General features: G+C 54.1%; 15 protein-coding genes and 2 pseudogenes. 10 read left to right on the forward strand and 7 right to left on the reverse strand.

Annotation, left to right across the window (positions count from 1 at the left end; translation table 11 throughout):
* Positions 1-100 precede the first annotated feature (100 nt).
* Positions 101-1,045, forward strand: a complete 945-nt coding sequence (locus V4U88_RS13495) for a patatin-like phospholipase family protein (protein ID WP_416367218.1) — start codon at positions 101-103, stop codon at positions 1,043-1,045.
* Here V4U88_RS13495 and V4U88_RS13500 read toward each other — a convergent pair.
* Positions 1,026-2,441 (reverse strand): annotated as a pseudogene (locus V4U88_RS13500) (aldehyde dehydrogenase); the annotation flags it as partial. The gene V4U88_RS13495 and the pseudogene V4U88_RS13500 sit on opposite strands and share 20 nt — an antisense overlap.
* A gap of 169 nt (positions 2,442-2,610) precedes the next feature.
* On the opposite strand from V4U88_RS13500, the gene V4U88_RS13505 reads away from it, so the two are divergent.
* Complete coding sequence (locus tag V4U88_RS13505; protein WP_334073772.1) at positions 2,611-2,838, forward strand: hypothetical protein; 228 nt, start codon at positions 2,611-2,613, stop codon at positions 2,836-2,838.
* A gap of 11 nt (positions 2,839-2,849) precedes the next feature.
* On the opposite strand, the pseudogene V4U88_RS13510 reads toward V4U88_RS13505, so the two are convergent.
* Both V4U88_RS13510 and rlmD read right to left on the reverse strand, forming a co-directional pair.
* A pseudogene (locus V4U88_RS13510) lies at positions 2,850-3,339 on the reverse strand (hypothetical protein).
* Positions 3,340-3,553: 214 nt separating this feature from the next.
* Entirely contained in the window at positions 3,554-5,083 is a 1,530-nt protein-coding gene (rlmD, locus tag V4U88_RS13515) for a 23S rRNA (uracil(1939)-C(5))-methyltransferase RlmD (protein WP_334073773.1), read from the reverse strand.
* A 1,384-nt stretch (positions 5,084-6,467) separates the two neighbouring features.
* Here rlmD and recQ point away from each other — a divergent pair.
* The 8 genes from recQ to V4U88_RS13555 all read left to right on the forward strand — a co-directional run bounded on the left by recQ (position 6,468) and on the right by V4U88_RS13555 (position 20,630).
* Positions 6,468-8,309, forward strand: coding sequence for a DNA helicase RecQ (gene recQ, locus V4U88_RS13520; RefSeq protein WP_334073774.1), 1,842 nt, complete (start codon positions 6,468-6,470; stop codon positions 8,307-8,309).
* An 11-nt stretch (positions 8,310-8,320) separates the two neighbouring features.
* Complete coding sequence (locus V4U88_RS13525; protein WP_334073775.1) at positions 8,321-10,090, forward strand: B12-binding domain-containing radical SAM protein; 1,770 nt, start codon at positions 8,321-8,323, stop codon at positions 10,088-10,090.
* A gap of 22 nt (positions 10,091-10,112) precedes the next feature.
* The gene (locus V4U88_RS13530; RefSeq protein ID WP_334073776.1) at positions 10,113-10,814 is read left to right on the forward strand and encodes a response regulator transcription factor; all 702 of its coding nucleotides are present in this window, start codon (positions 10,113-10,115) and stop codon (positions 10,812-10,814) included.
* Positions 10,811-11,812 carry a sensor histidine kinase gene (locus tag V4U88_RS13535; RefSeq protein WP_334073777.1) on the forward strand — a complete coding sequence of 334 codons (1,002 nt, stop codon included), beginning with the start codon at positions 10,811-10,813 and terminating at the stop codon, positions 11,810-11,812. Before V4U88_RS13530 ends, V4U88_RS13535 begins: the two co-directional genes overlap by 4 nt.
* Positions 11,813-12,000: 188 nt before the next feature.
* Complete coding sequence (locus tag V4U88_RS13540; RefSeq protein WP_334073778.1) at positions 12,001-12,771, forward strand: ABC transporter ATP-binding protein; 771 nt, start codon at positions 12,001-12,003, stop codon at positions 12,769-12,771.
* Positions 12,746-14,695 (forward strand): ABC transporter permease, encoded by a 1,950-nt coding sequence (locus V4U88_RS13545; protein ID WP_334073779.1) that lies wholly within the window; start codon positions 12,746-12,748, stop codon positions 14,693-14,695. The genes V4U88_RS13540 and V4U88_RS13545 overlap by 26 nt, the downstream gene beginning before the upstream one ends.
* A gap of 105 nt (positions 14,696-14,800) precedes the next feature.
* Positions 14,801-14,926 (forward strand): YjcZ family sporulation protein, encoded by a 126-nt coding sequence (locus V4U88_RS13550; protein WP_334073780.1) that lies wholly within the window; start codon positions 14,801-14,803, stop codon positions 14,924-14,926.
* Positions 14,927-15,116: 190 nt separating this feature from the next.
* A complete protein-coding gene (locus tag V4U88_RS13555; RefSeq protein ID WP_334073781.1) occupies positions 15,117-20,630 on the forward strand; it encodes a HAMP domain-containing protein in 5,514 nt (1,837 codons plus the stop codon).
* A 951-nt stretch (positions 20,631-21,581) separates the two neighbouring features.
* Here the strand turns inward: V4U88_RS13555 and V4U88_RS13560 are convergent.
* From V4U88_RS13560 to V4U88_RS13575, 4 genes are read right to left on the reverse strand one after another with little or no spacing between them, the layout of a single operon-like run.
* Entirely contained in the window at positions 21,582-22,514 is a 933-nt protein-coding gene (locus tag V4U88_RS13560; protein WP_334073782.1) for an alpha/beta hydrolase, read from the reverse strand.
* Between the two features lie 15 nt (positions 22,515-22,529).
* Positions 22,530-22,925, reverse strand: coding sequence for a VOC family protein (locus V4U88_RS13565; RefSeq protein WP_334073783.1), 396 nt, complete (start codon positions 22,923-22,925; stop codon positions 22,530-22,532).
* Complete coding sequence (locus V4U88_RS13570; RefSeq protein WP_334073784.1) at positions 22,915-23,526, reverse strand: tRNA (mnm(5)s(2)U34)-methyltransferase; 612 nt, start codon at positions 23,524-23,526, stop codon at positions 22,915-22,917. The genes V4U88_RS13565 and V4U88_RS13570 overlap by 11 nt, the downstream gene beginning before the upstream one ends.
* Positions 23,527-23,528: 2 nt before the next feature.
* Positions 23,529-24,479: a TIGR01212 family radical SAM protein gene (locus V4U88_RS13575; RefSeq protein ID WP_334073785.1), complete on the reverse strand. Its 951-nt coding sequence runs from the start codon at positions 24,477-24,479 to the stop codon at positions 23,529-23,531.
* Positions 24,480-24,843 lie beyond the last annotated feature (364 nt).

Here is a 24,843-nt window from a genome sequence, read left to right on the forward strand (position 1 = left end):
CCACGCTGGTGATACTTGTCCGCGCCCCGATATATTTTACATAAACCAGCACAATAATAACAATAATCGGAACATTACAATCCCAAGGAGGGTGCTGTATTTGGAAGCGGACGCAGTGTTTGAAGGCGGGGGAGTTAAGGGAATCGCTTTTGTAGGCGCTATAGAGGTCATGGAATCCCAAGGATACAATTGGAAAAGGCTCGCCGGAACATCCGCGGGATCCATTGTCGCGGCGCTGCTGGCGTGCGGTTACCACAGTTCGGAAATCAAGAAGCTTATGAGTTCGCTGGATTACAACCAACTTCTTGGACGCTCCTGGATGAATAGGCTGCCGTTTTTTAATAAAACCGTCCCTTTGATCACGAAGTCGGGGGTCTACAGCAATCATGTGCTGGAAGGGGTTATGGAAAAATGGCTGGAAGATAAGGGAATCAAGTACTTCGGGGATTTGCCGCCCGGAAAATTATCCATCATCGCTTCCAATATCAGCAACGGCAAAATGGTGGTATTCCCGGACGATTTGCCTGACTACGGGCTATCGCCATCCCGGTTTTCCATTGCGTCGGCAGTTCGGATGAGCACAACGTTACCGTTCTTTTTCCAACCCTATCTCTGGAAGACGCCGCTCTATAAAAAGCCGTATTACATGCTGGATGGCGGTCTGCTTAGCAACTATCCCATCTGGTTGTTTGATGTGGCCGGAATCCCCAGATGGCCTACGTTCGGGTTCCGGTTATCGGCGAAACGAACCTATGCGCATGAGAGGGATATCAAAGGGCCGCTCAGCTTGTTTAAAGGCGTATTCAAAACGATGCTGCAAGCCCATGATCAACGGCATGTCGATGAACATTCGGAGGAACGGAGCGTGTTTATTCCAACCGGGTCGGTCACAACCACGGAATTTGATCTATCGGAAGAAGACAAAGAAACTTTGCTTGTATCAGGCAGGGTAGCGGCAGAGCAATTTCTGAAAAAATGGGATTTTGCAGCATACAAGCGAAAGTTTAGAGAAAAGGAATCCGGGCCTACCGCAAAATTTTCCTGACCCACTTTACCTTGTCTCCATATGGAGGAAATAAGAAGTTTATATTCAGTTTTGTGCTCTTGCTCATAACACTTTTGGTATGGGAGAACAGGTCGAAACTGTATTTCCCATGGTATGCGCCAATCCCGGCGTGGCCTACTCCTCCAAAGGGCAGGTGGTGATTGGCAACGTGGCTGATCGTATCATTCACACAACCTCCGCCGAAAGATACGCGGTGAAGCACTTCTTCTTCGACGTGCTGCCGTTCGGTAAACAAGTACAGCGCTAACGGTTTGGGACGGCTGTTTACCGTCTCGATCGCTTGTTCCAACTGCCGGAAGCCCATAATCGGTAAGATCGGGCCGAAAATTTCATCCAACATGGCCGCGTCCGACCAGGAAGTCGCGGCAAGCAACGTTGGCTCGATGTAAAGCTCCTCCCGGGACTTCCCGCCGCCAAATCGAATGTTCGCTTGATCTGTTTCCAGGATGGAGGCTAATCTGTCAAATTGGCGTTCATTCACGATTCGGCCGTAGTCCCTGCTTTGTCTGGCATCCGGTCCAAAAAAATGGGTAAGGGCAGCTGTCATCTTTTCAATTAATTGCTCTTGAATATCCTCATGCGCAAGAACATAATCCGGGGCGATACACGTTTGACCCGCGTTCATCATCTTCCCCCAAATAATCCGGTTGGCCGCGATTTCGATGTTCGCGGTCTGGTCCACAATGACAGGGCTTTTTCCCCCTAGCTCTAGCGTGACGGGAACGAGGTTTTGGGCCGCGGCCTGCATAACGATTTTTCCGACGGGTACGCTTCCGGTGAAAAAGATGTAGTCGAAGGGAGCGTGAATCAGCGCCGAGGTGGTTTCCTTTTCTCCCTCAATCACACGAATGTAGGTCTCATCGAAAGTTTCGCGGATCAGCTTCTTGACGGCGGCGGCAACGGCGGGAGTATTCTCGGAAGGCTTCAGGATTACGCTATTCCCCGCGGCAATGGCACCGATAAGAGGCTCGATCAGCAATTGGAACGGATAATTAAAAGGGCCGATGATCAGAACAGTCCCATAGGGTTCCTTATAAATATAGCTTTTCGAAAAGACATGATAGAACGGTGTTTTGACTTTTCGCGGCTTCATCCACGTTTTCAAGTGTTTTATCATATATCGGATGCTGTCCAGCGTATAGCCGATTTCGGTTGAATAGGCTTCAAATTCACTTTTGTGCAAATCTTGATACAACGCAGACAGTAACTGTTGCTCATTCCGTCGGATCGCATCCGCCAACTTCCCAAGCTGCTCCAGCCGGAAGTTCACGCTCCGGGTGTACCCGGAGTTAAATTTTTCACGGTGTTCCCGCAGGATTTCATCAACCCGCTCCGATGTCCAGTGATTCATTCCCTTACTTCTCCTTTTGTTAGTTGGTCTAGAGACAGTTCCGTTCCAAGGCGTTCAGCAGTCTTTATAACAAGATTACCGGTTCCTGCAAAGCAATCCCATCTATTATAGTAACGCAAAGCGTGCATAGTTAGGTAACATGAGTTACTACGGTTCTGAATTTTAAGATAACGACAACAACTTTGAAAATTATATGGAGCGGTGGGAAGGACAAGAGAACGCAAATGATACTTTGGAGAAGCCTGTAATATGGGAACTCCTTGGTGATGTTTCAGGAAAGAAAGTCTTAGATTCGGGTTGTGGTGACGCTAGGTTTGGTGTCGAACTTCTCAATCTCCGATTTAACTGTCCAAAGGAATGGCATTTGCTCACTTTCGGGGCGGCTGATAAAAAACTTGATTTCAGATTATCTACTATCTAAGCGTGCTCTTATCAAAAGATATTCTTTTCGAGCCATTTTTCATAAATAGTCAAATCTTCTTCTGTGTGAAAATAATGCTCGGAAGCATTTGAAACAGCAAGATTGCAATTAAATTTTGTGATAAATGTGGATAAGACATCATACTCACACAGTTCGTCTTTTTTTCCATATAAAATTGAAGTTGGAAAATCCCATTTTATAATTGGATTTTTGATAACATACTGGTAATAATCCCAATATAGGATTTGACCAATAGGTGTAGATATTTCAGAAACGCAGTTTTGCACTTTACAAAGCTTAGAACTATTTTTTCTCGCCGTGTTCAGGCAAATCAAAACTGAGCACTTGATAGCCCAATGGAACAACTTTTTCGGCTAGAATACGAATCGGAATATCTGATTTTGAAGACATATTGCCATGTACAGCAATAAATATTTCCGTGCTGTCGTTTCCCCACAAAATAGCAGGAATATCATCTATTAAAATATTTTCTTTTAACATATATCCTCCAATTATTGAGGTGTCATCTTCCATAGGTAGTTGTCTATCAAAACTTTGCTATAGTCTTAATAATGTCTTGATAATGTCTTGATACAAAAACAGGGGAACGGCTTGATGGCTCGGGTTTTCCCATTTATCCATTCCCGGATTTTATCACGTATTTATACAATTTTTAGCACGAGTTTATTATGAATAACATGGGTTTATTTGGGGCTTACACTTCTCTCACCAGTAAAGCCACAGATTCCACATGGCTCGTCTGCGGAAACATATCCACCGGCTGCACCCATTCGATCCTGTAGCCGCCATCCGTCAGCACCTTGCAATCCTTGGCCAGCGTGGACGGATTGCAGGAGACATACACGAAACGCTTCGGCTTCGTGCGGAGCACGGCCTCGAGAAAGCGCGGATCGAGACCGGTGCGCGGCGGGTCGGCGACGATGATGTCGGGCGAGAAGCCGGCCTTCACCCAGCGCGGAAGAAGCTCTTCCGCCTGGCCTTCGTAGAAGGCCACGTTATCGCGCCCGTTCCGTTCGGCGTTCGCCTTGGCGTCCGCGACGGCCTCGGGGATGGCTTCGATCCCGCGCACCTCGCGCGCGTACGGGGCGAGCCAGAGGCCGATCGTACCGGTGCCGCAGTAGGCGTCGACGACGGTCTCGCGGCCGGTCAGTCCGGCCGCCGCGCGCACCGACTCGTACAGCTTCACCGTCTGCAACGGGTTCAGCTGGAAGAACGCGCGGGGCGACAAAGTGAAATCCAGGTCGCCGAGCGATTCCTGGATATGGTCCTCGCCCCAGAGGATGAACGTTTTGTTGCCGAACACGAGCGACGTGTTCTTCGGGTTGACGTTCATCGCAATGCTGGTCAGCTCCGGCATGGCCAGCCGGAGCTCCTTGATTAGCTGCTCGCGCTGCGGCAGCTTGTCGCTTACGGTCACCAGCGTGACCTGCAGCTGGCCGGACTGGAAGCCCCAGCGGACGACGAGGGTCCGCACCAGGCCTTGGCCGCCTTTTTCCCGGTAGACCGGGATGTTCAGCCGCTGCAGTACGTTCCGCGTCCGGTCGACCGCTTCGTTGACCTTCGGATGCTGAATCGGACAGCCGGTAATGTCGATCAGGCGGTGCGAATCCATGGCATACAGCCCCGCGATCATGCCTTCCTCCTGCATCCCCAGCTGCAGTTGGGCTTTGTTGCGGTATCCCCACGGATGGTCCATGCCGAGGATCGGCTTCATCTTCACCTGCTCCATCCCCGCATACCGCGAAAAAGCCTCGCGGACGAGATCTTCTTTGCCCTTGAGCTGCCCTTCATAAGAGAGATGCTGAATCTGGCAGCCGCCGCAAATGCCGAACACCGGGCAAGGGGCATCTGTACGGTAGGGGGAACGCTTTTCGATCTCCCGGACTTGGGCGGTGATGAACTTCGGCTCCACCCGGGTTACTTCGGCCTTGATCACCTCATCCGGCAGGGCGCCCTCGATGAATACCGCTTTCCGCCGGTAATACCCGACGCCTTCACCGTTGATGCCCAGCCGTTTGACGGTGACGACGATCCGGTCGCCGGCGCGGAGCTCCTCCGCGGACTCCCGGTTCGCCACCCGGGGGCCCGGCTTTTGGCCGTGATCGCCTTGTGCGCCGCGGGAGCCCGCTTTTCCCGAACCAGGCCCCTTGGAGCCGGGTTTCTTTGTATGTTTAAATGTCTTTTCGTCCCTGGAAGGACCTTTTTTTTGATTTTGATTTTTCATATAATAGACGCTTCTCCATCCGTTATTTTGATCCGACTATACTATACCACGGAGATCCGGGTTGAGTACAAGCAATCAGGCGTGAGGCCCACGCTATTGATCCGTGCGTTGAATCCAAGACGATCGTCGCCCCGCACCCCCAAAACTTAGCTAACGGTCGTTACAGCCGCTAAATCCTCCCCAAACGCCAATTTCAAATTGTGACGGTTGCCATGGCCCTTATTTTCTAAATATATGGCCGTTTTAGCCTCGATCCACGCCAATAACGGCACTCGCGACCGTTAGAATTCGGCATAGCCACTAGCGTTGCATTAAACCTGACATGGTGCATGCGCCTCCTTAAGTAACAGTGTGGCAGCGAGCTGAATCCTTCTGCCCCGGACGGGAGCTGCGCCCTCTCATGTCCCTTGGTCGCTCGCATTAGCGGTCCGGTCTTTTGGGGCGTTATTTCGGCCCGGTTCATTTCCGCGGGAATCATAGCAGTCAAAAAGGGCCTTATTGGGCGGTGCGGCCTCCGAAATCAGGGCTTGGCACGCTTTTTCCCAACAATAGTGCCTTAAAAGGCCGCTATTCCCAACCGATGAGCCGAATTCGACAAAATAGCGGCGCAAAAGGCACTAGCATTGCATTAACCCTGACACATCATTACAACGGAGCTTGATGCAGTTAGGAAGTCTAACGGCCGTGAGAGCCGTTATGTTGCGATTGAATCAAGTATTGGGATTCTAACGGTCGTGTAGACCGTTATTTACCTTCATTTCGACCAAAACAGCCATACTTATATGAAATAGGGGCCGTGGCAGCCGTTAGAATTTGGATTCAGCGCAAACAGGGCAAATAACGGCTGTGGCGACCGTTAGCATGGTTTAGAGGGGGAGACGACGATCTAAGCTCGACATGTTGCTTGCCGAAGCGGCGGAATGGCCCCAAATGGGCAGCATCAAGGAAGGTTTGATGCAACGTCATTGCCTAAAAGTCGGCTATTTCCCCCCCCCGACCACCCTAATTCGCCAAAATAGCGCCGCATAAGGCGCAAAAGGCTCTTATTCACATGCCCTGCTTCAAAGGGAGGCTGCTACAGCCGTTAGACCTCGCGGGTTAATGCAACGCTAGTGCGGCATAGCCGCTTTTTCGTTAAATAGCGGCTACTACGACCGTTAGATTTCAGCGCTCCTCCTGCCCGCCCGGGTTGCCGCGGGCCCACCTCGCCCCCTTTTTTTGCGCATGGGGTTATAATGGTAAGTATGGACTGGAACGGAGCGTATGATGTAAAGGACTACCAGGCCAGATGCTCGCTTGTGTGTTGCCCATTGCAGCTCGGCCCGGTAAACTGAACTATAGAAGACATTTGTCCTTTTTATAGGGATACAAGGAGTATATTTTTATGAATACGCAAACCTCACGTTTGGAACAAGCGCAGCAACTGCTGCAAAAATATTACGGGTACCCCGATTTCCGCGAAGGACAGCGAAAGATCGTCGCCAGCGTGCTGGAAGGGTCCGATACGCTGGGAATCATGCCGACCGGGGGCGGGAAATCGATCTGTTATCAGATCCCCGCGTTGATGCTTCCGGGGCTGACTCTGGTGGTGTCTCCGCTCATTTCGTTGATGAAGGATCAGGTGGACGCGCTGGTAACGATGGGGATCCCGGCCGCTTATATTAACAGTTCCCTTTCCGGCAAAGAGGTGAACGACCGCATCCGCGCGGCCAAACGCGGCGAGTTGAAGCTGTTGTACGTGGCGCCGGAACGGCTCGAGCTCGATTGGTTCCGCGAGGAAATGAGCGCCCTGACCATTTCCTGCGTCGCCGTTGACGAGGCGCACTGCGTTTCGCAGTGGGGCCACGACTTCCGGACGAGCTACCTCGCAGTGTCGCCTTTTGTGAACGGCCTGCCGCGGCGGCCGATTCTCGCCGCTTTCACGGCGACCGCGACCCCAGAGGTCATGGACGATATGATCCGGCTGCTGAAGCTGGACCAGCCGTCCGTGTTCGTGACGGGGCTCGGCCGCGACAATCTGGCCATGTCGGTGCTGCGCGGCGAGAACAAGCGCGAATTCATTATGAATTACGCGGAGACCCACGGGCACCAGCCCGGCATCATTTACGCGGCGACCCGCAAGGAGGTCGACGAATTGTACAATCGTCTGCGGGAGAACGGCGTTCCCGCCGGGCGCTACCACGCCGGCCTGTCCGACCGGGAACGGGAGGAGAGCCAGGAGGCGTTCCTCTACGACGACATCCGGGTCATGGTCGCCACCAACGCCTTCGGCATGGGAATCGACAAGTCGAATGTCCGGTGGGTCATTCATTACAATATGCCGAAGAACATGGAGGCTTATGTCCAGGAAGCGGGCCGCGCCGGCCGGGACGGCGAGCCGAGCGAGTGCATTCTGCTGTTTAGTCCGCAGGACATTATGACGCAGAAGTTTTTGATCGAGCAGAATCCGCAGGACGAGGACCGAAAACGCAACGAGTACCGCAAGCTTCAGCAGATGGTGGAGTACTGCTATTCCACCAGCTGTCTGCGCTTTGCCATGCTCGATTACTTTGGCGAAGTCCATGACCGTAAGCCCTGCGGGATCTGCAGCTCCTGCCGGGACGAGCGCGAGCTGGTCGATCTGACGGTGGATGCGCAGATCGTCTTCTCCTGCATCCACCGGATGCGGGAGCGGTTCGGCGTCTCGCTCGTGTCGTCGGTGCTGAAAGGTTCGCAGAACAAAAAGGTACTGCAGTACGGGTTTGACAAATTGCCCACCTACGGCATGATGCGCCGCAAAACGGAGCGGGAGATCTCCGAGCTGATCAACCTGTTCATCGCCGAGGGGTATTTGGCGCTGTCGGAAGGGCAGTACCCCGTGGTCCGGCTTCAGCCCCTGGCGGCCGACGTGCTCCGCGGGCAGCACCAAGTGATGATGCGCGCGCCGGAACCGGCTGCGGTGAACGGCCAAAAGACAGGCGGATCCCGCCGCCGCGGTACCGGTTACGACGATGGCCCGTCGGCCGTCAACGAGACGGTTTTCGAGCAGCTGCGTCTGATCCGCCGGGATTTGGCGGAGAAGGAACGGGTGCCTTCCTACATTATTTTTAATGACGCGACCCTGCGCGAAATGAGCCTCGTTTGCCCGACACGGGAAGCGGAGATGCTGAAAATCAAGGGCGTCGGTGAAGTGAAGTTTCGTAAATACGGCGCGCCGTTTCTGGAATTTTTTCAAAATATGGAATAGGGTTGTGAGCGATGAAAGTCATCCTAGCTACGTTAAACGCCAAGTATATTCACACCTCGATGGCGATCCGGCTCCTGAAGGCATACAGCGGGAACCGGTTCGACATCGACCTGGCCGAGTACACCATCAAGGATCCGGTGCTGAACATCGTCTCGGATTTATATCAGAAACGGCCGGATGTGGTAGGGTTCTCCTGCTATATTTGGAACATCGAAGAGACGATCAAGGTGGTGGAACTGCTCCGCAAAGTGCTGCCGGATGCCGCGATCGTGCTCGGCGGGCCGGAGGTGTCCTATGATACGGAATATTGGATGCAGCGAATCCCGAGCGTTGATTTTATCGTTATGGGCGACGGTGAGGAGACGTTCCATCATCTCCTGGAGGAGCTTGCGGGGGACCGAAAGTTTCATTTCGTGTTCGGGGCGGCTTACCGGAAGGACGGGGAGATCCGTCTCAATCCGCCGCGGCCGAAATCCGACCTGAATACGCTGCCGTCGCCTCACCGGTTCCCAGAGGATATCCCGCATTTGGGCAAACGGATCGTTTATTTCGAGACCAGCCGGGGCTGCCCGTTCAGCTGTCAGTTTTGCCTGTCCAGCATCGAGGTGGGTGTCCGATATTATGATATCGAGCGGGTGAAGTCGGATATTTTGTATTTGATTTCCCACGGAGCGAAGACGATCAAGTTTCTGGATCGTACCTTTAATATCAACCGCAGCTACGCCATGGAAATGTTCGAGTTTCTTATTCATAACCATGGCGGCTGTGTGTTTCAATTTGAGATCACGGCGGACATTATGCGGCCGGAAGTGCTGGATTATTTGGCGGAGCACGCCCCGCCGGGAATTTTCCGTTTTGAGATCGGCGTCCAATCAACGAACGACCCTACAAACGAGTTGGTTAAGCGCCGCCAGAACTTCACCAAGTTGAAGCGGACGGTGACGAAGATCAAAGAAAGCGGCAAAATCGACCAGCATCTTGATCTGATCGCCGGCCTTCCGGAAGAGGATTATGCGACCTTCCGCAAAACGTTTAACGACGTTTTTGCCATGCGGCCGGAAGAACTCCAGCTCGGCTTCCTGAAAATGCTGCGCGGAACCGGCCTGCGTAACGATGCCGCCAAGTATAACTATATCTATATGGACCATGCGCCATATGAAATATTGGGCAACGACATTTTGCCGTTTACCGACGTCGTCCGGTTAAAGCGGTTGGAGGATGTGCTGGAGAAATATTGGAACGATCACCGGATGGACCATACGGTAGAATACCTGATCACTTCGGAGTTCGACTCCCCGTTCGATTTCTTCCAGGAATTCGGCGACTTCTGGGAAAGCCGGGGGTGGCAGCGCATTGGCCATCAACTGGAGGATTTGTTCACGCGTCTGCACGAATTTTTAAGCTGCCGCGGCATGAAGGAACCGGACATCGTCCTGGGCCTGATGAAGCTGGATTATTATTTGGGTCACAAATACAAGCCGCGAAAAATTTGGTGGGAGGACCGGCTGAATAAGGAGCGCAGGAACGCGATATTTAAACAGCTGGCAGAGCGTCCGCAGGACGTTTCCGCCTCGTTTGCCGCGCACGGATTCAGCGAAAGGGAGCTTCAGAAGAACGCGGTCGTGGACGAGCTGCCTTTCTCGCTGCGGGCCGTACTGGACGGGCCGGAGTCTTCCGCGGCGGAGCGGGGCGGTTCCTTGCTGATCGTGGTCTACCAGCAAGAGCCCGCGCCGGATAAGCCGCGGTATTACATCGCACCGTTCCAGTCGTCTCCGGTCTGACGAGGAAAGGAGTCTTAAACCTATGTTTACCATTTTGATCGTGGAGGACGATCCGAAGATCACCGCGATGCTCTCCTCTCAAATTGAGAAGTACGGGTATCGCGCGGAGCAGGTTTCCGATTTCAGCCGGGTGCTGGAACGCTTTACGGAAAGCGGGGCGGATCTGGTTATGCTCGACGTGAATCTGCCGAACTTCGACGGATTTTATTGGTGCCGACAGATCCGCGCCGTCTCGACCTGCCCGATTCTGTTTATTTCCGCCCGGGACAGCGGGATGGACCAGATCATGGCGCTTGAGAACGGGGCGGATGACTACATCACCAAACCTTTCTCTTACGAGGTGGTCATGGCCAAAATCCGCAGCCACCTGCGGAGGGCTTACGGCACTTATGCCGCGAAGCAGGAGGAGCGAACCGTGGGCGGCGCCGGACTCCTGCTGTACCCTGAGCGGTTTACGGTGATGCGGGGAGAACGGTCGACGGTGCTTACCCAAAAGGAAGCGGTGCTGCTTGAAGCGCTGATGCAGCGGGTCGGCCGCGTCGTCACCCGGGAGAAACTGCTCGATCTGATGTGGCAGGACCATCATTTTATCGATGACAATACGCTGAACGTGTATGTGACCCGTATCCGGAAGAAGTTGAAAGAGCTGGGGATGGAGGATGCCGTCGAGACGGTCAGGGGAGCGGGATATAGGCTGCTGCCTTCTGCGGCGGGAGAAGCATGAGACTTTTCTGGAAGGAACAGCTCCCGCTCCTGCTCTTTTTGGTGCCGCAAATTTTTCTGGTTCCCTTACTGTACTGGCTGGCCGGAAGCCGGGAGCCGGATATCGCGCTGTATGCGCTGCTGCTCAGCGTCACTTTTCTTCTGTTGTACTTGGGTTACCATTATTTCAGCCGGCGTGAGGTTTACCGCAAGCTGACGAAGCCGCCCGAGCGACTGGAAGAACTCATGGAGCCTTCCGGCGAAACGCCGCTGGCCCTTGCGTTTGATTTCCGGATGGAGTCCGGGTACAGGTTGTTTCAGGAGGAATTATACCGATACCGCAGCCAAATGGAGACCAACACGGCGTTTACCAACCGTTGGGTTCATCAGATGAAGACACCCTTATCCGTCATTCAACTGACGTTGGAAAACGAAAAAGAAGCGCTGCCCGAACATGTCATCGAAAGTATCCAGGAAGAGCTGGACCGGCTGCGCCGAGGTTTGGAAATGGCGCTGTACACGTCCCGGCTGGAACGGTTCGAAAGCGATTTTCGCGTGGACCGCGTCTCTCTGAGGGAGGTCGTAAACCGCACCGTAGCGGCCCATCGGAGGCTGTTTATTCGGAAGGGAGTCTACCCGGTTATCGAGATCGACGAAGACGTCCATGTGTTTTCCGATGAAAAATGGCTGGAATTTATTCTGGGCCAGATAGCGATTAATGCCGTGAATTATTCGGCCGGCAAAGGGAACAAGGTGGAGTTTACCGCAACGCGGTTGGCCAAGAAAATCATGCTTGAAATTACCGATTACGGCGTGGGTATCCGGAAGGAGGATATCCGCCGCGTTTTTGACCCTTATTTTACGGGAGAACAAGGGAGGCAGTACCGGGAATCCACCGGAATGGGGCTTTATCTCGTCCGGGAGGTTTGCCGGCGTTTGGACCACAAAGTGGAATTGGAATCATCTCGGGGTGATGGGACTACAGTCAGAATGATTTTTACTGCGGACCGGAAGTTGTAGTTGTCGGATGCTGCCGTTGAGAAAACGGGGCATCTTTTTTTTTGGGCGAACATAACCTTACAAATCGTTAAGACAGGCTTAAGATAAATCGCTGGCCCGATTTCTTGGGATTGGCTAAAGTATAATCATGGCACCATGGAATTCCGCCGGCCTGTGCCGGCTGGTGGGAGCGAAGGAGGAGAATTAATATGGATTTGTTGAAGGTACGGGGTCTCGGCAAGGTATATCCGGGAAAAATCGTGACGCGTGCCCTGCACGACATCCATTTGACGATTGAGCAAGGGGAATTTGTCGGGATTATGGGTCCTTCCGGCAGCGGGAAAACCACGTTGTTAAATCTGGTTTCGACGATCGACGCGCCAAGCACGGGTGAGGTGCTGATTAACGGCAAAAATCCGTTTTCCTTAAAAAGAAAGGAGCTTGCCGCTTTCCGGCGCAGGGAGCTGGGATTCGTGTTTCAGGATTTTAATCTGCTGGATACGTTGACGGTTGCGGAAAATATCGTTTTGCCGTTGACGCTGGATCGGAGACCGCTGCGGAAAATGGAAAAACAGCTGGAGTCGATCGCGGACAAGCTGGGGATTCGGGATATTCTCGGCAAAAGAATTTACGAGATTTCCGGAGGCCAGCGGCAGCGGGCCGCTATCGCCCGGGCGATGATTCCGGGACCTTCCCTGCTGCTGGCGGACGAACCGACGGGCTCGCTCGATTCCAATGCCTCGCGGGTCGTGATGGAAATGCTGGAGAGCATCAACCGGAGCGAGGGAACAACCATGATGCTGGTCAGCCATGACCCGCTGGCCGCGAGCTACTGTGACCGGGTGGTGTTCATCAAGGACGGGATGCTGTCGAGCGAAATCCATCGGGGGGACAGCAGGCAGGCTTTCTTCCAGAAAATTATTGAAATGCTGTCCTTTTTGGGAGGGAACGCCCATGAGCTTTCTTCAATTCGCGTTTAACAACGTAAGGCGGAATGCGCGGGCCTATATCGCTTATTTTTTGAGCAGCGCCTTTATGGTGATGATTTTTTTCACTTATGCGATGTTCATCTTCCACCCCGGTATTACCGGTTCGGAAATGGGAAGGATGACGCGCGTCGGTATGCAGGCCGCCGAATATATCATTTTCATTTTCTCGTTTTTGTTTGTTCTGTACTCGATCAGCAGCTTTTTGAAGGCCCGAAGCAAGGAATTCGGCATTTTGACGATCCTCGGCGCTACCACGGGGACGATCAACCGGCTGATATTTCTGGAGAATATGATGATCGGCCTGTTGTCCATCCTTGCCGGGCTGGCCAGCGGCATGCTGCTATCCAAGCTGTTTCTGCTGCTGGGGGCTGCCGTGACGGGGGGGAAAGGACTTCCCTTTTATTTGCCTTGGAGGGCTATGATCTTTACGACGGTGGCGTTTATGCTGCTGTTTCTGTTTTTATCGGTGTTTACACTATTGTTTATCCGTAAAAATCGCGTGCTTGAGCTTCTGACCGGCAGCAGTAAACCGAAAAAAGAGCCGAAGACTTCCTGGGTGCTCGTGCTTCTGGGCATCGTCCTGCTCGCGGTTGCCGTAATGCTGTTGCGGCGCGGGGCCAAAATCGGCGAGAAGGAGGTACTGCTCGCTGCGGCGGCGGGAATCGGGGGGACTTATTTTTTCTATACGCAAGTCGTTGTGTTTCTGTTAAAGGCGGCCAAGAGAAGCAAGCGAATGCTGTGGCGGGGCACGAATCTCATCTGGGTTTCGGAAATGGCCTATAAGCTGAAGGATAACGCGAGGATGCTGTTCATGGTCACGATTGCCACTTCCTTGGCCTGTATGAGCGTGGGGATGATTTTGTCGGTCAATGCCCAAATAGCGAAGTTGTATGCCGGGGACCCCTTTGCCATGACTATTAGCGTGTATAACGAATCCGACCTGGAAAAAGACCTGAAATGGGTAGAAGGTGAACTGGAAAAAGAGGGAATCGCCTATGAAACTTTCCGCACGGAGACCATTCAATCTTATATTTCTAGTGACAGGCTGTACGTGGAACTTGCTTCCCTGACGAATTACAATAAGTTGGCTGAAAGAGCCGGCGCCACGCCGCTTCAGGAGGTGCCGCAAGACCAAGGGGTGCTGTTGTATTCGGTGGAGGATCCTCCGGAAGATCTTCTGGGGCATCAAGGGAAGGCATTTTCACTGGAATCGCCGCTCTCCCATACCTTTACGATCATGGAGGAACGGCCGGAGCGGCTGTTTGGCGCAGGCGGCGGCAAATCGCTGATTGTGGTGAATGATGCGGATTATGATAAAATAAAGCACCGAATTCCAGAGGATCAGATCAGGTGGATCTCCTCTGAAGTTCGCTTTTTAATTAAAGCCTGGGATCGCCAGGGCGAACCTTCCTTGCAGGACCAGGAAGTCGTTACGACGGTCCGCTTTGTGGCGGAGAACAGGGGAAGGCTGGATGACGGAGAGACGGAAAACTATCTGTCCGCCCGGGGCGACATGTACGCGAACACCAAACAGGGGTTGTCCATGTTCAGTTTCGTCGGCGTGTTTATCGCGGCCATCTTTTCCATCTCGTCGGCCAGCTTCCTGTACTTTAAGCTGTACAGCGAGCTGAATCAGGACCGCCGCATGTATCATTCCCTTTCAAAAATCGGGTTGGCCGACGGCGAAATGAAATTCGCGTCCGGCTTGCAGATCGCCCTGCTGTTTTTTGTGCCGATTCTGATTTCGGGCATACAGACGATGGTTGTCCTTTCGCTGCTCGGCAGCGCCTTTAATTTAGGACAAGTCACCCTGCCGGTTCTGACGGCCACCGGCGCTTTCCTGGCGGTTCAAGCCCTTTATTATGCCGTGGTCAGGTCCCGGTACATGGTTCAATTGAAACGTGTGATGGTTTAGTTTTTGAAAGGCCGGGGCTTGTGCCCAACTTGGCGTAGAGGCCCAGTCAAGCGTCGGGATCCCGAATAATATAGGGGTGTACTCTAAACCAAAGGAGGAATCCCTGTGAGCGGTGTTGACTGTAAAGACGGAGGATACGGCGGAGGATATCCGGGCAGCATTTTTACATCTACCGGTACGATTTTGGTGTTGTTCATCCTGCTTGTGATCGTATCCAGAGCTTTCATTTGATAAGATAAGATTAAAAATCCCGCTTTGCCTGCAGGCAGGGCGGGATTTGCCTGTTTCTGGGTCTTTGTGCCGCATGACTTTACGGTTAATGACATCGGATTGATTTGCATAGTAATATAATTAAAGGTTAAGATTTTGTCATAGGTTGTACATATATGTCTATATATAACAAATCGGGAGAGGATCGAAAATGTCGAATCAGGATCAGCAGCAGTCCCCGCCGTCCCAGGACGGGATCGATGCGGGTGAACTGCTGAATGCATTGGTAGCCATGAAAAAGGGTGACTTTTCCTTCCGGATGCCTTACGACAAAACCGGCATCGCCGGAAAAGTAGCGGACACCTTTAACGAGATTATGGACATGCAGGAGAGTCTTGCCGGGGAAATTCGGACGGTTGCCCAGGTCGTCGGCAAGGAAGGCAAATTATCCAGAAGATTTAATCATAAGAACACCGGCGGCGGCTGGGAAGTAATTGTCGAGTCGTTGAACGGTCTGGTCAGCGATCTCGTCCAGCCCACGACGGAAGTCGCCCGGGTGATCAATGCGGTGGCCCAAGGGGATTTGACGCAGAAGGTCGAAGTCGAGTTTGAGGGCAGACCGTTAACCGGCGAGTATTTGCGGATGGCCAGCAATATCAACACAATGGTTAACCAGCTCAGTACTTTCGCTTCGGAGGTGACCCGGGTCGCCCGCGAGGTCGGAACCGATGGGAAGCTGGGGGGTCAGGCCGATGTGAAGGGCGTTTCGGGCACATGGAAGGACCTTACTGACAGCGTTAACAATATGGCCGCGAATCTGACCGACCAGGTCCGCAATATTGCCGCGGTTACGACCGCGGTCGCCAATGGCGATTTGACGAAACAGATTACGGTCAACGCGAAGGGCGAAATTCTGGAGCTGAAGAACACGATCAATACGATGGTGGATCAGCTTTCGATGTTTGCTTCCGAGGTCACGCGGGTGGCCCGGGAGGTCGGAACTGAAGGCAAACTCGGCGGTCAGGCCGAGGTGAAGGGCGTCTCGGGCACGTGGAAGGATTTGACCGAAAGCGTCAACGACATGGCCTCGAACCTGACCGATCAGGTCCGCAACATCGCCGTCGTCACGACGGCGGTCGCCAACGGAGATCTCTCGAAGAAGATTACGGCCAACGTTCAGGGCGAGATTCTGGAGTTGAAAAATACGATCAACACGATGGTGGACCAACTTTCGACCTTTGCGTCCGAGGTCACGCGCGTGGCGCTCGAGGTCGGCACAGAGGGGATCCTCGGCGGGCAGGCCGAAGTAACCGGGGTGGCCGGAACTTGGCGGGATTTGACGGAAAGCGTCAATTACATGGCTTCCAATCTGACGAATCAGGTGCGGAATATCGCGGATGTCACGACCGCGGTTGCCAAAGGCGACTTGTCCAAGCATATTACGGTCAATGCGAAGGGCGAAATTTTGGAGCTGAAAAATACGATCAATACAATGGTGGATCAACTGTCGACGTTCGCCTCCGAGGTCACACGGGTGGCCCGCGAGGTGGGGACGCTCGGGATTCTGGGCGGACAGGCCCAGGTTCGCGGCGTGGCCGGAACCTGGCGCGATTTGACGGAAAGCGTCAACTATATGGCCTCCAACTTGACGAACCAGGTGCGGAACATCGCCGTCGTCACGACGGCGGTCGCCAACGGGGACCTCTCCAAGAAGATCACCGCCGACGTACAAGGGGAAATTCTCGAGCTGAAGAACACGATCAACACGATGGTGGACCAACTCTCAACCTTTGCTTCCGAAGTCACGCGCGTGGCGCTGGAGGTCGGCACCGAAGGTCGGCTCGGCGGGCAAGCCGAGGTGAAGGGCGTCGGCGGCACGTGGAAGGATTTGACCGAGGGCGTCAACAATATGGCGCGCAATCTGACCGACCAGGTGCGCGGCATCGCGGAGGTAACCACCGCCGTCGCGAAAGGCGATTTGTCGAAGAAGATCACGGTCGATGCGAAGGGCGAGATTTTGGAGCTGAAGAACACCATGAACACGATGGTGGATCAGCTCAGCCTGTTCGCTTCCGAGGTGACGCGCGTCGCCCGCGAGGTCGGTACGGAAGGGAAGCTCGGGGCGCAGGCGGACGTGAAGGACGTGTCCGGCACCTGGAAGGACCTGACCGATACGGTCAATACGATGACCAGCAATCTGACGATCCAGATGCGCAACATTGCCGGAGTCACGACGGCGGTCGCCAATGGCGATTTGTCGAAAAAGATCACCGTCGACGTCAAGGGCGAGCTGCTGGAACTTAAGAACACGATCAACACGATGGTGGATCAACTGAACTCCTTCGCCTCCGAAGTCACGCGGGTGGCCCGCGAGGTCGGCACCGACGGCAAGCTCGGTGGACAGGCCCAGGTGAACGGCGTCGGCGGGATCTGGAAGGATCTGACCGACAACGTAAATATCATGGCCGCCAACTTGACGGACCAGGTTCGCGGCATCGCGAAGGTCGTCACGGCGGTCGCGAACGGGAACCTGGAGAAGAAGCTGACGGTGGAAGCCAAGGGCGAAATCGCGGAATTGACGGACACGATCAACAACATGATCGATACGCTGGCGACCTTCGCCGATCAGGTCACCACCGTGGCCCGCGAGGTTGGCGCGGAAGGCAAGCTCGGCGGACAGGCGAACGTTCCCGGAGCGGCCGGTACGTGGCGGGATTTGACGGATAACGTTAACTACATGGCGAGCACGCTGACGTCGCAGGTCCGCGCCATCACCACCGTCGCCACCGCGGTGACCGAGGGCGATCTGTCCCGCAGCATCGATGTCGCCGCAGCCGGCGAGGTCGCCGTGCTGAAGGACAATGTGAATGAAATGATCCGCAATCTGAAAGAAACGACCCGGATCAACACGGAACAGGATTGGCTGAAAACCAATCTGGCCAAATTCTCCCGGCTGCTCCAGGGTCAGCGGGATTTGTACGCGGTCTCCCGCATGATTTTGTCGGAGCTGGGGCCGCTGGTTTCTATGCAGCACGGGGTCATGTACATCAATGAGCAGATCGGCGGCGAATCGACTCTGGTATTGTTCGCCAGTTACGCCTATCAGCAGCGGAAGCATTTGTCCAATCAATTCAAGGCGGGCGAAGGACTTGTCGGCCAGTGCCTGATCGAGAAGCAGCGTATCCTGCTGACGAATGTGCCTGAGGATTACGTCGTGATCTCGTCGGGTCTCGGCGAGGCGGCTCCGCTGAATATCGTGCTGCTCCCGATTATTTTTGAGGATCAGGTGCTTGCGGTCCTGGAACTCGCCAGCTTCCGCCGGTTTACCGCGATCGATCTCGACTTCCTTGACCAGCTTACGGAGTCGATCGGGATCGTGATCAACACGATGCAGGCGAACCGCCGGACCGAAGAACTGCTGATGCAATCCCAATCCTTGACCGAAGAGCTGCAGAATCAGCAGTTGGAACTGCAGGAAACGAATGAGGAGCTGGAGGAAAAAGCCCGGCTGCTCGTGCTGCAAAAGGCGGAGGTCGAAAGCAAAAACAACGAGGTCGAAATTGCGAGACGCGTGCTGGAGGAGAAGGCGGAGCAGTTGGCTTTAACCTCCCGCTACAAATCCGAGTTTTTGGCCAATATGTCCCACGAACTGCGTACGCCGCTGAACTCGCTGCTGCTGCTGGCCGAACAGCTGGCGGAAAATCCGGACCGGAACCTGACGGAGTATCAGGTGAAATTCGCCCAGACGATCCAGGATGCCGGGACGGAGCTGCTGGAGCTTATCAATGATATTCTCGACCTGTCAAAGATCGAGTCGGGCACGGTAACCGCCGATTATAACGAAATCAAGCTGAAGGAAATTAAGGTTAGCATGGAGCGCACCTTCCGCCATATCGCGGAACAGAAACAGCTGGACTTCGCGATCAAGCTGGAGCGGAATATCCCGGACAGCCTGGTGACGGATTCGAAACGGCTGCTGCAAGTCCTGAAGAATCTGCTCTCCAACGCCTTCAAATTTACGGAAAAAGGCCAGGTTCTGCTGGATGTCCGTAAGGCCGAGGAAGGCTGGAGTGCCGGAAACGAGAAACTGAACCGGGCGAAGGAAGTCATCTGCTTCTCGGTCAGCGATACGGGAATCGGCATTCCGGTCGACAAGCAGGCGATTATTTTTGAGGCGTTTCAGCAGGCCGACGGCAGCACGAGCCGGGAATACGGAGGAACCGGCTTGGGCCTGGCGATCTCCCGCGAGATCGCGGCTTTGCTCGGCGGTGAAATTACGCTCTACAGCGTCGTTGACAAGGGCAGTGTCTTTAATCTGTACCTGCCGCTGTATACGGACATTCCGGGCCATGATCCCGAAGAAGACGCCGAGACCGTTTCGGAGCCGCTTCCGGCCGCACGTTATGTCCCTGAGGTGATCGACGTCACGCCGCGGGAACCGAAGCGGGCCGGCGCGCCGAAGGAAGAGCGGGTGATCGAGGATGACCGCGATTCGATTCAGCCGGGAGATTCCGTCTTTTTAATCGTGGAAGACGACGTGAAGTTCAATGAAATTCTCCTGGACGTTCTGCGTAAAAAAGGGATCAAGGGGATCGTCACGACCCGGGGCACCGGTGCCTTGGAGCTTGCCCAGAAATATCGCCCGGACGCGATTACGCTGGATTTGCGGTTAAAGGATATGGATGGCTGGCTTATTATCGATCAGTTGAAAAACGACCTCAGCGTACGTCATATCCCGATTTGCGTCATTACGGTAGAGGATGATGAAATCGAGCTGCGGCAAAAAGGCGTCTTCGAATATATCCGCAAGCCGGTTTCCAACGAAGTGCTGGAGTCGAAGCTGGACCAACTGCGGGATTTTTCAAACCGGGAGACACACCGGCTGTTGATCGTCATGAGCGACGAGGCGCGCCGAACGGAGTCGGTGGAACTGCTGGATAACGGTGACCTTGAAATCGTGGCTTGCGATACGGGCCGCAAGGCGCTCAATCAGTTGAGAGCGAAGAAGTTTGACGTCATCTTGATCGACAACGATTTGGGCGGCACGGATGTCTTCGGTCTGATTTACGATATTCACAAAAATATGCAAAACAAAGCCGTGCCGATCATCCTGAACCGGCAGCGGAAGTGGACGCCGGAGCAGGAAAACCAGCTCGAGGATCTGATGAAATCCTCCGTGATCAAGGAGGTCAAGACTCCGGTGCAAATGATGGACGAAACCAGTTTGTTCCTGCACCGGAAGGCGGAGAACCTGCCGGACGAATCGCGGCAAACGCTGGTGAAGCTGCATGAATCGGACGAGATGATCAAGTCGAAGCAGGTCCTTGTCGTCGATGACGATATCCGGAATATTTTTGCGCTGACCACGATTCTGGAACGGCACAATATGAAGGTGATTCCGGCGGAGAATGGACAGGAGGCCATTCAGATCCTGGAGAATACCCCTTCGATCGAGATCGTCCTGATGGACATTATGATGCCGATTATGGACGGCTACGAAACGACGCGGGCCATTCGTCAGAAGCCGGAGTTCCGGGACCTGCCGATTATCGCGCTGACGGCCAAGGCGATGAGCGGGGACCGGGAGGCCTGCCTGGAGGCGGGGGCATCCGACTATATCACGAAGCCGGTGAACAGCGCCCAACTGCTATCGATGATCCGCAGTTGGCTGGACCGGCCGCAGGCGGAGAATGGCGCCGCGGAGCACGAAGCGGAAGAGGAATAAGGGGAGCTGTCCCGTTTGTCTTGTGAAGACGAACGGGACAGCTTTTTTAGTGGCTTTGGCTCCAGGCAAAAAGACGCAAAAGTGCAGGAATTTCCGCCATTCTCATAGACAAAGGCGAAAAGGATGCAAATGTGCAGGAATTTCTTGTGGTTTTTGAGAAACGGGCGTTTGTTGCCCGAAATACCTGCAGATTTGCAGGTATTTATGAATTGCGGTCCAAATCGGGAAAAAAGCCTGCAGATTTGCAGGAATTTTCGCATGATGATGAGGGGGGAGTTGGACCGGGAGGGGGCTGACTAGCGGGTTTGGGGAACACATTATCCCACTAGCGTTGCATAAAGCAGTTGAATCACGGGCAAATTTTCCAGCGGCCATCTCCTCTTCGAAGGAGGGCAAATAATAAGAGCCTTAAACGGCGCAATTTTGTCGAATTTGGCGGGGCGGTATGAGATAGCGGACGTTTAGGACCTTATTTTTAGAAAAAACCGGGCCAAACCCTATTTCGGGGTCTGCACCAAGGCAATAAGGCTTTTTTGACCGCTATTGTTCCCGCGGAGCCAAATTGGGCTGAAATAGCGGTCCAAAAGGCCGCTAATGCTGGCGGGCTTGGCTAGGGAATTTGCGGGGGCCAGATCCAGCTTGCCACCATCTCTTAAGTCAGCGAAAAAGTCTCATCATGGGTAGCACCATGTAGGTTTAATGCAACGCTAGTGACAGTATCGGAAAACTCTCCCGCTAATCCGGCCGTAAAAGCACATGTCGCAAGTTTATCTGGAGATCCTCCGGTTAATTTAAGCCGTTATGGGGGTGAACCCTCTTTTTGGCCAAGATTAGCCGGAGAAAATCCAGTTGGTACGCCATCGCACACAAACAATGCGACAAATAAGAGAGAGAAATCCCTTTATTTGTCGCACGGCTACGGAGAACTCGGTCGATTTGCGAGTGAGTCGGCTAGGCCGATGTCAAGTGACGCTCCAGCCAAGCGATGGCCTCCTTGGTCACCTCGTCCCGGTTGGTTTCGTTGAGCATTTCGTGCCGGCCTTCCGGATACAGTTTGACCTCGAGGTCCTCGATCCCCAGTTTCTTGTACAAAGTGATCAAGCGGTTTACGCCCTTCCCGTTCAAGCCGACCGGGTCGCAGTCTCCTCCGAACACGTAAATGGGTTTGTCCTTGGGAATCTTAAAAATCAGCTCCGGCCGGTGTATTTCGCGAAGCAATCCGAATAACCCTTGAAAGAATCCGGTGCTGCAGATGAACCCGCACAGCGGATTCTCGATGAACCGGTCCACCTCGTGCTCGTCGCGGGAAAGCCAATCGAACGGCGTGCGCATGGGCAGGAAGCCGCGATTGAAGCTGCCGAACGAGAGCGCGTTGAGAAGCAAGCTCGGGTGCTCCGGTCCCTGAATGGCCGCCTGCCAACGGGCCAGTTGCTGACCGAAGGAGAGCAGCCCCCGCGGGCCGTTGGTTCCCGAGAGGATGAAGCCCTTGTATCGTTCCGGGGCGGTGTACATCGTCTTTTGCGTCAAAAAAGAGCCCATGCTGTGCCCCATCAGAAACAGCGGGAGGCCGGGATGATCGCTCTTTGCGCGTTTGCCGAGCTCGATCATGTCCCGGACCATGCCGTTCAGCCCATCCGGTCCCGGCCAACCAAGCTGCTCCGGGGTTGCGGCCGTACGCCCGTGTCCCCTGTGGTCATTGGCATATACGTCAAAGCCCGCCAGGGTTAGCGCCTCGGCAAACCGGCGATACCGCTCCGCCGTCTCGCTCATGCCGTGAGCGATTTGCAGGACGCCCCGCAGCGGAACGGAGGGAGCGGGGGACCAGCGGTAGACGAATACCTGGTGGCCCGCGTCATTGCCGAATGTAAAGGTTTGCTGTTGCATCGGGAAGCACTTCCTTCAATGGAGTGATGGCTCAAAAAACTCGATTCGTTCCCCGTCCGGTCCATTGAAAAAGAAAAACCGGCTGCCATTAGGCAGAGAGCGGATTTCCTCATCAAGTCCGGATAAGCCAAGGTTCGAAATCCGGGCGTATTCCTCTTCAATGTTCGTCACCGTAAAGGCGACATGGTGTACTCTGCCTTCCCGCGGAAGTTCTTCGCCGCCACGGATGTAAATCAGCTCCAACTCGACGGATTCCTGCCCGGGGAAGGTCAGAAAGGCGAGCCGCAACGGTTCTCCTACCTCGCCGATGGTGTGCAGATGTCTGAGGCCGATCACACGGACATAAAATTCGACGGAATCTTCCAGGGCCGTAACCCGGATTCCGACATGCTCGATTTTTTTAACTGACATCGGAAAACCCCTCTTTTTCTTGTTTTTTTTCGACGGCGATCAGGTAGGGAGCGGCCGGCTTCTGCAACTGCCGGTAAATGACCGCCTGCCCCGCCGCTTGGGGCAGGGCGGATGCCCAGGATTCCACCGCCATCGCTTCCTCATCGCCGCCCGCATGTCCCGGATAGAGCACAGCGGTCAGAATGCCCCGCGGCCGCAGCAGCCGGAGCGCGGCATCCAGCGCTTGTAAAGTACTGCTCGTCTGCGTGATGAGGGACGGATTCGCCCCCGCGGCGGGTAGGTAGCCTAAATTGAACATGACCGCTCCCAGCTTGCCCTGGATGCCTCGAGGGAGCGCCTCCTCCATCTCCGCATGGCTTTGCCGCAGCAAGGTCACTGCGGGAAGCAAGGCCGGCTCTTCCTTGTGCAGCCTGGCTTGCGTCAGGGACAGGGCTTCGGCCTGGATATCGAAGGCGAATACCTGGCCGCGCGGGCCGCAAGCCCTGGCGAGGAACAGCGTATCCGCCCCCGTCCCGGCCGTGGCGTCCACGGCGGCATCGCCGGGCTGCAGCCGCTCTCCCACAAGCTTGTGCGCAAAGCTAAGCACCGAGAGAAAACCCATTTTTATCCCCTCCAGTATTTCCCCTGCCAGGTGTCCCGGCGTTTCAGTTCATCGTCGATCCCATTAAGGACCTCCCATTTTTTCAGGCTCCACATCGGTCCGATCAGCAAATCGCGCGGAGCGTCGCCGGTCAGACGGTGCACGACCATTCCGGGAGGCAAAAATTCGAGCGTATCGACGATAAGCTTGATATACTCGTCCTTTTCCAAAAAGCGCAGCAGCCCGGCTTCGTATTGTTTGACCATCGGCGTTTTGCGCATCAGATGAAGCAGGTGAATTTTGATGCCCTGGACGTCCATATTCGCCACGGCGCGTCCGGTCTCAAGCATCATTTCGTGGGTTTCCTGCGGCAGCCCGTAAATAATATGCGTACAGACCCGAATGTTCCGCTTGCGGAGCTTTTCCACGGCGTCCAGATAGCATTTCGTATCGTGCGCTCGATTAATCAATTCGGACGTGGATTCGTGAATACTCTGCAGGCCCATCTCCACCCACAAATAGGTGCGTTCGTTCAATTCGGCCAAATAATCGATTACATCGTCAGGCAAACAGTCGGGACGCGTTGCGATCGACAGGCCCACGACTCCCGGCTGCTCCAGAACCGCTTCGTAGTATTCCCTCAGTTCCTCAACCGGGGCATACGTGTTCGTATAGGCCTGAAAATAACCGATATAACGGGCGTTCGGCCATTTCAGATGCTGGCGGTCCCGAATGGTGTTGAATTGGGTCACCAGGTCATCCCGCCGGCTTCCGGCAAAATCGCCCGACCCGCGCGCGCTGCAAAATGTGCAGCCGCCTTTGGCGATCGACCCGTCACGGTTCGGGCAGGTGAACCCGGCATCCAGCATGACTTTAAAAACCTTGTCTCCGAACTGTTCGCGCATCTCGGTGTTCCAGGTATGAAATCGTTTGTCGCCCCAAAGCTTCGGGGTCGTTAATGGGGTATTAATCATCTTTGCTCCTTTAATCCTATAAAGTCATGAAGTTGTCAAAAAAATATGTTTTTCTGCTGTTCAAAGCTCAAAATCCTTGAATTTAGCGGCTTCCCTTGGATCATTGTATCAAAAATTACGAAAAAAAGGCATCTGGACCGCCTTGTTTTCTTGCGATGAATTACAGATTATGTTATTTTAATTGTACCTAAACTACGTTTGGACCCCAATTCCAAAATATATCGAAGAAGGAATCCGCGAACCGTCTCCCCGGCGGCGCCGGATTCCTTTTTCACTTTTTTATCGGGTGCCGTTATAATCGCTTTACTTTTAGGTTGATCTTCGGCACAATATTTCAGTAATGGTTATGAAGCTTAGGCAAAAC

The organism is Paenibacillus sp. A14 (assembly GCF_036864815.1).
GTDB classification, from domain to species: domain Bacteria; phylum Bacillota; class Bacilli; order Paenibacillales; family Paenibacillaceae; genus Fontibacillus; species Fontibacillus sanfengchensis.

Coding starts and splice junctions, on each gene's coding strand:
- V4U88_RS13570 (WP_334073784.1), bottom strand. CDS start 23,526: ATGGGTTTTCTCTCGGTGCTTAGCTTTGCGCACAAGCTTGTGGGAGAG.
- V4U88_RS13505 (WP_334073772.1), top strand. CDS start 2,611: ATGGAGCGGTGGGAAGGACAAGAGAACGCAAATGATACTTTGGAGAAG.
- V4U88_RS13575 (WP_334073785.1), bottom strand. CDS start 24,479: ATGATTAATACCCCATTAACGACCCCGAAGCTTTGGGGCGACAAACGA.
- V4U88_RS13565 (WP_334073783.1), bottom strand. CDS start 22,925: ATGTCAGTTAAAAAAATCGAGCATGTCGGAATCCGGGTTACGGCCCTG.
- V4U88_RS13525 (WP_334073775.1), top strand. CDS start 8,321: ATGAAAGTCATCCTAGCTACGTTAAACGCCAAGTATATTCACACCTCG.
- V4U88_RS13555 (WP_334073781.1), top strand. CDS start 15,117: ATGTCGAATCAGGATCAGCAGCAGTCCCCGCCGTCCCAGGACGGGATC.
- V4U88_RS13545 (WP_334073779.1), top strand. CDS start 12,746: ATGAGCTTTCTTCAATTCGCGTTTAACAACGTAAGGCGGAATGCGCGG.
- recQ (WP_334073774.1), top strand. CDS start 6,468: ATGAATACGCAAACCTCACGTTTGGAACAAGCGCAGCAACTGCTGCAA.
- V4U88_RS13540 (WP_334073778.1), top strand. CDS start 12,001: ATGGATTTGTTGAAGGTACGGGGTCTCGGCAAGGTATATCCGGGAAAA.
- V4U88_RS13560 (WP_334073782.1), bottom strand. CDS start 22,514: ATGCAACAGCAAACCTTTACATTCGGCAATGACGCGGGCCACCAGGTA.
- V4U88_RS13535 (WP_334073777.1), top strand. CDS start 10,811: ATGAGACTTTTCTGGAAGGAACAGCTCCCGCTCCTGCTCTTTTTGGTG.
- rlmD (WP_334073773.1), bottom strand. CDS start 5,083: ATGAAAAATCAAAATCAAAAAAAAGGTCCTTCCAGGGACGAAAAGACA.
- V4U88_RS13530 (WP_334073776.1), top strand. CDS start 10,113: ATGTTTACCATTTTGATCGTGGAGGACGATCCGAAGATCACCGCGATG.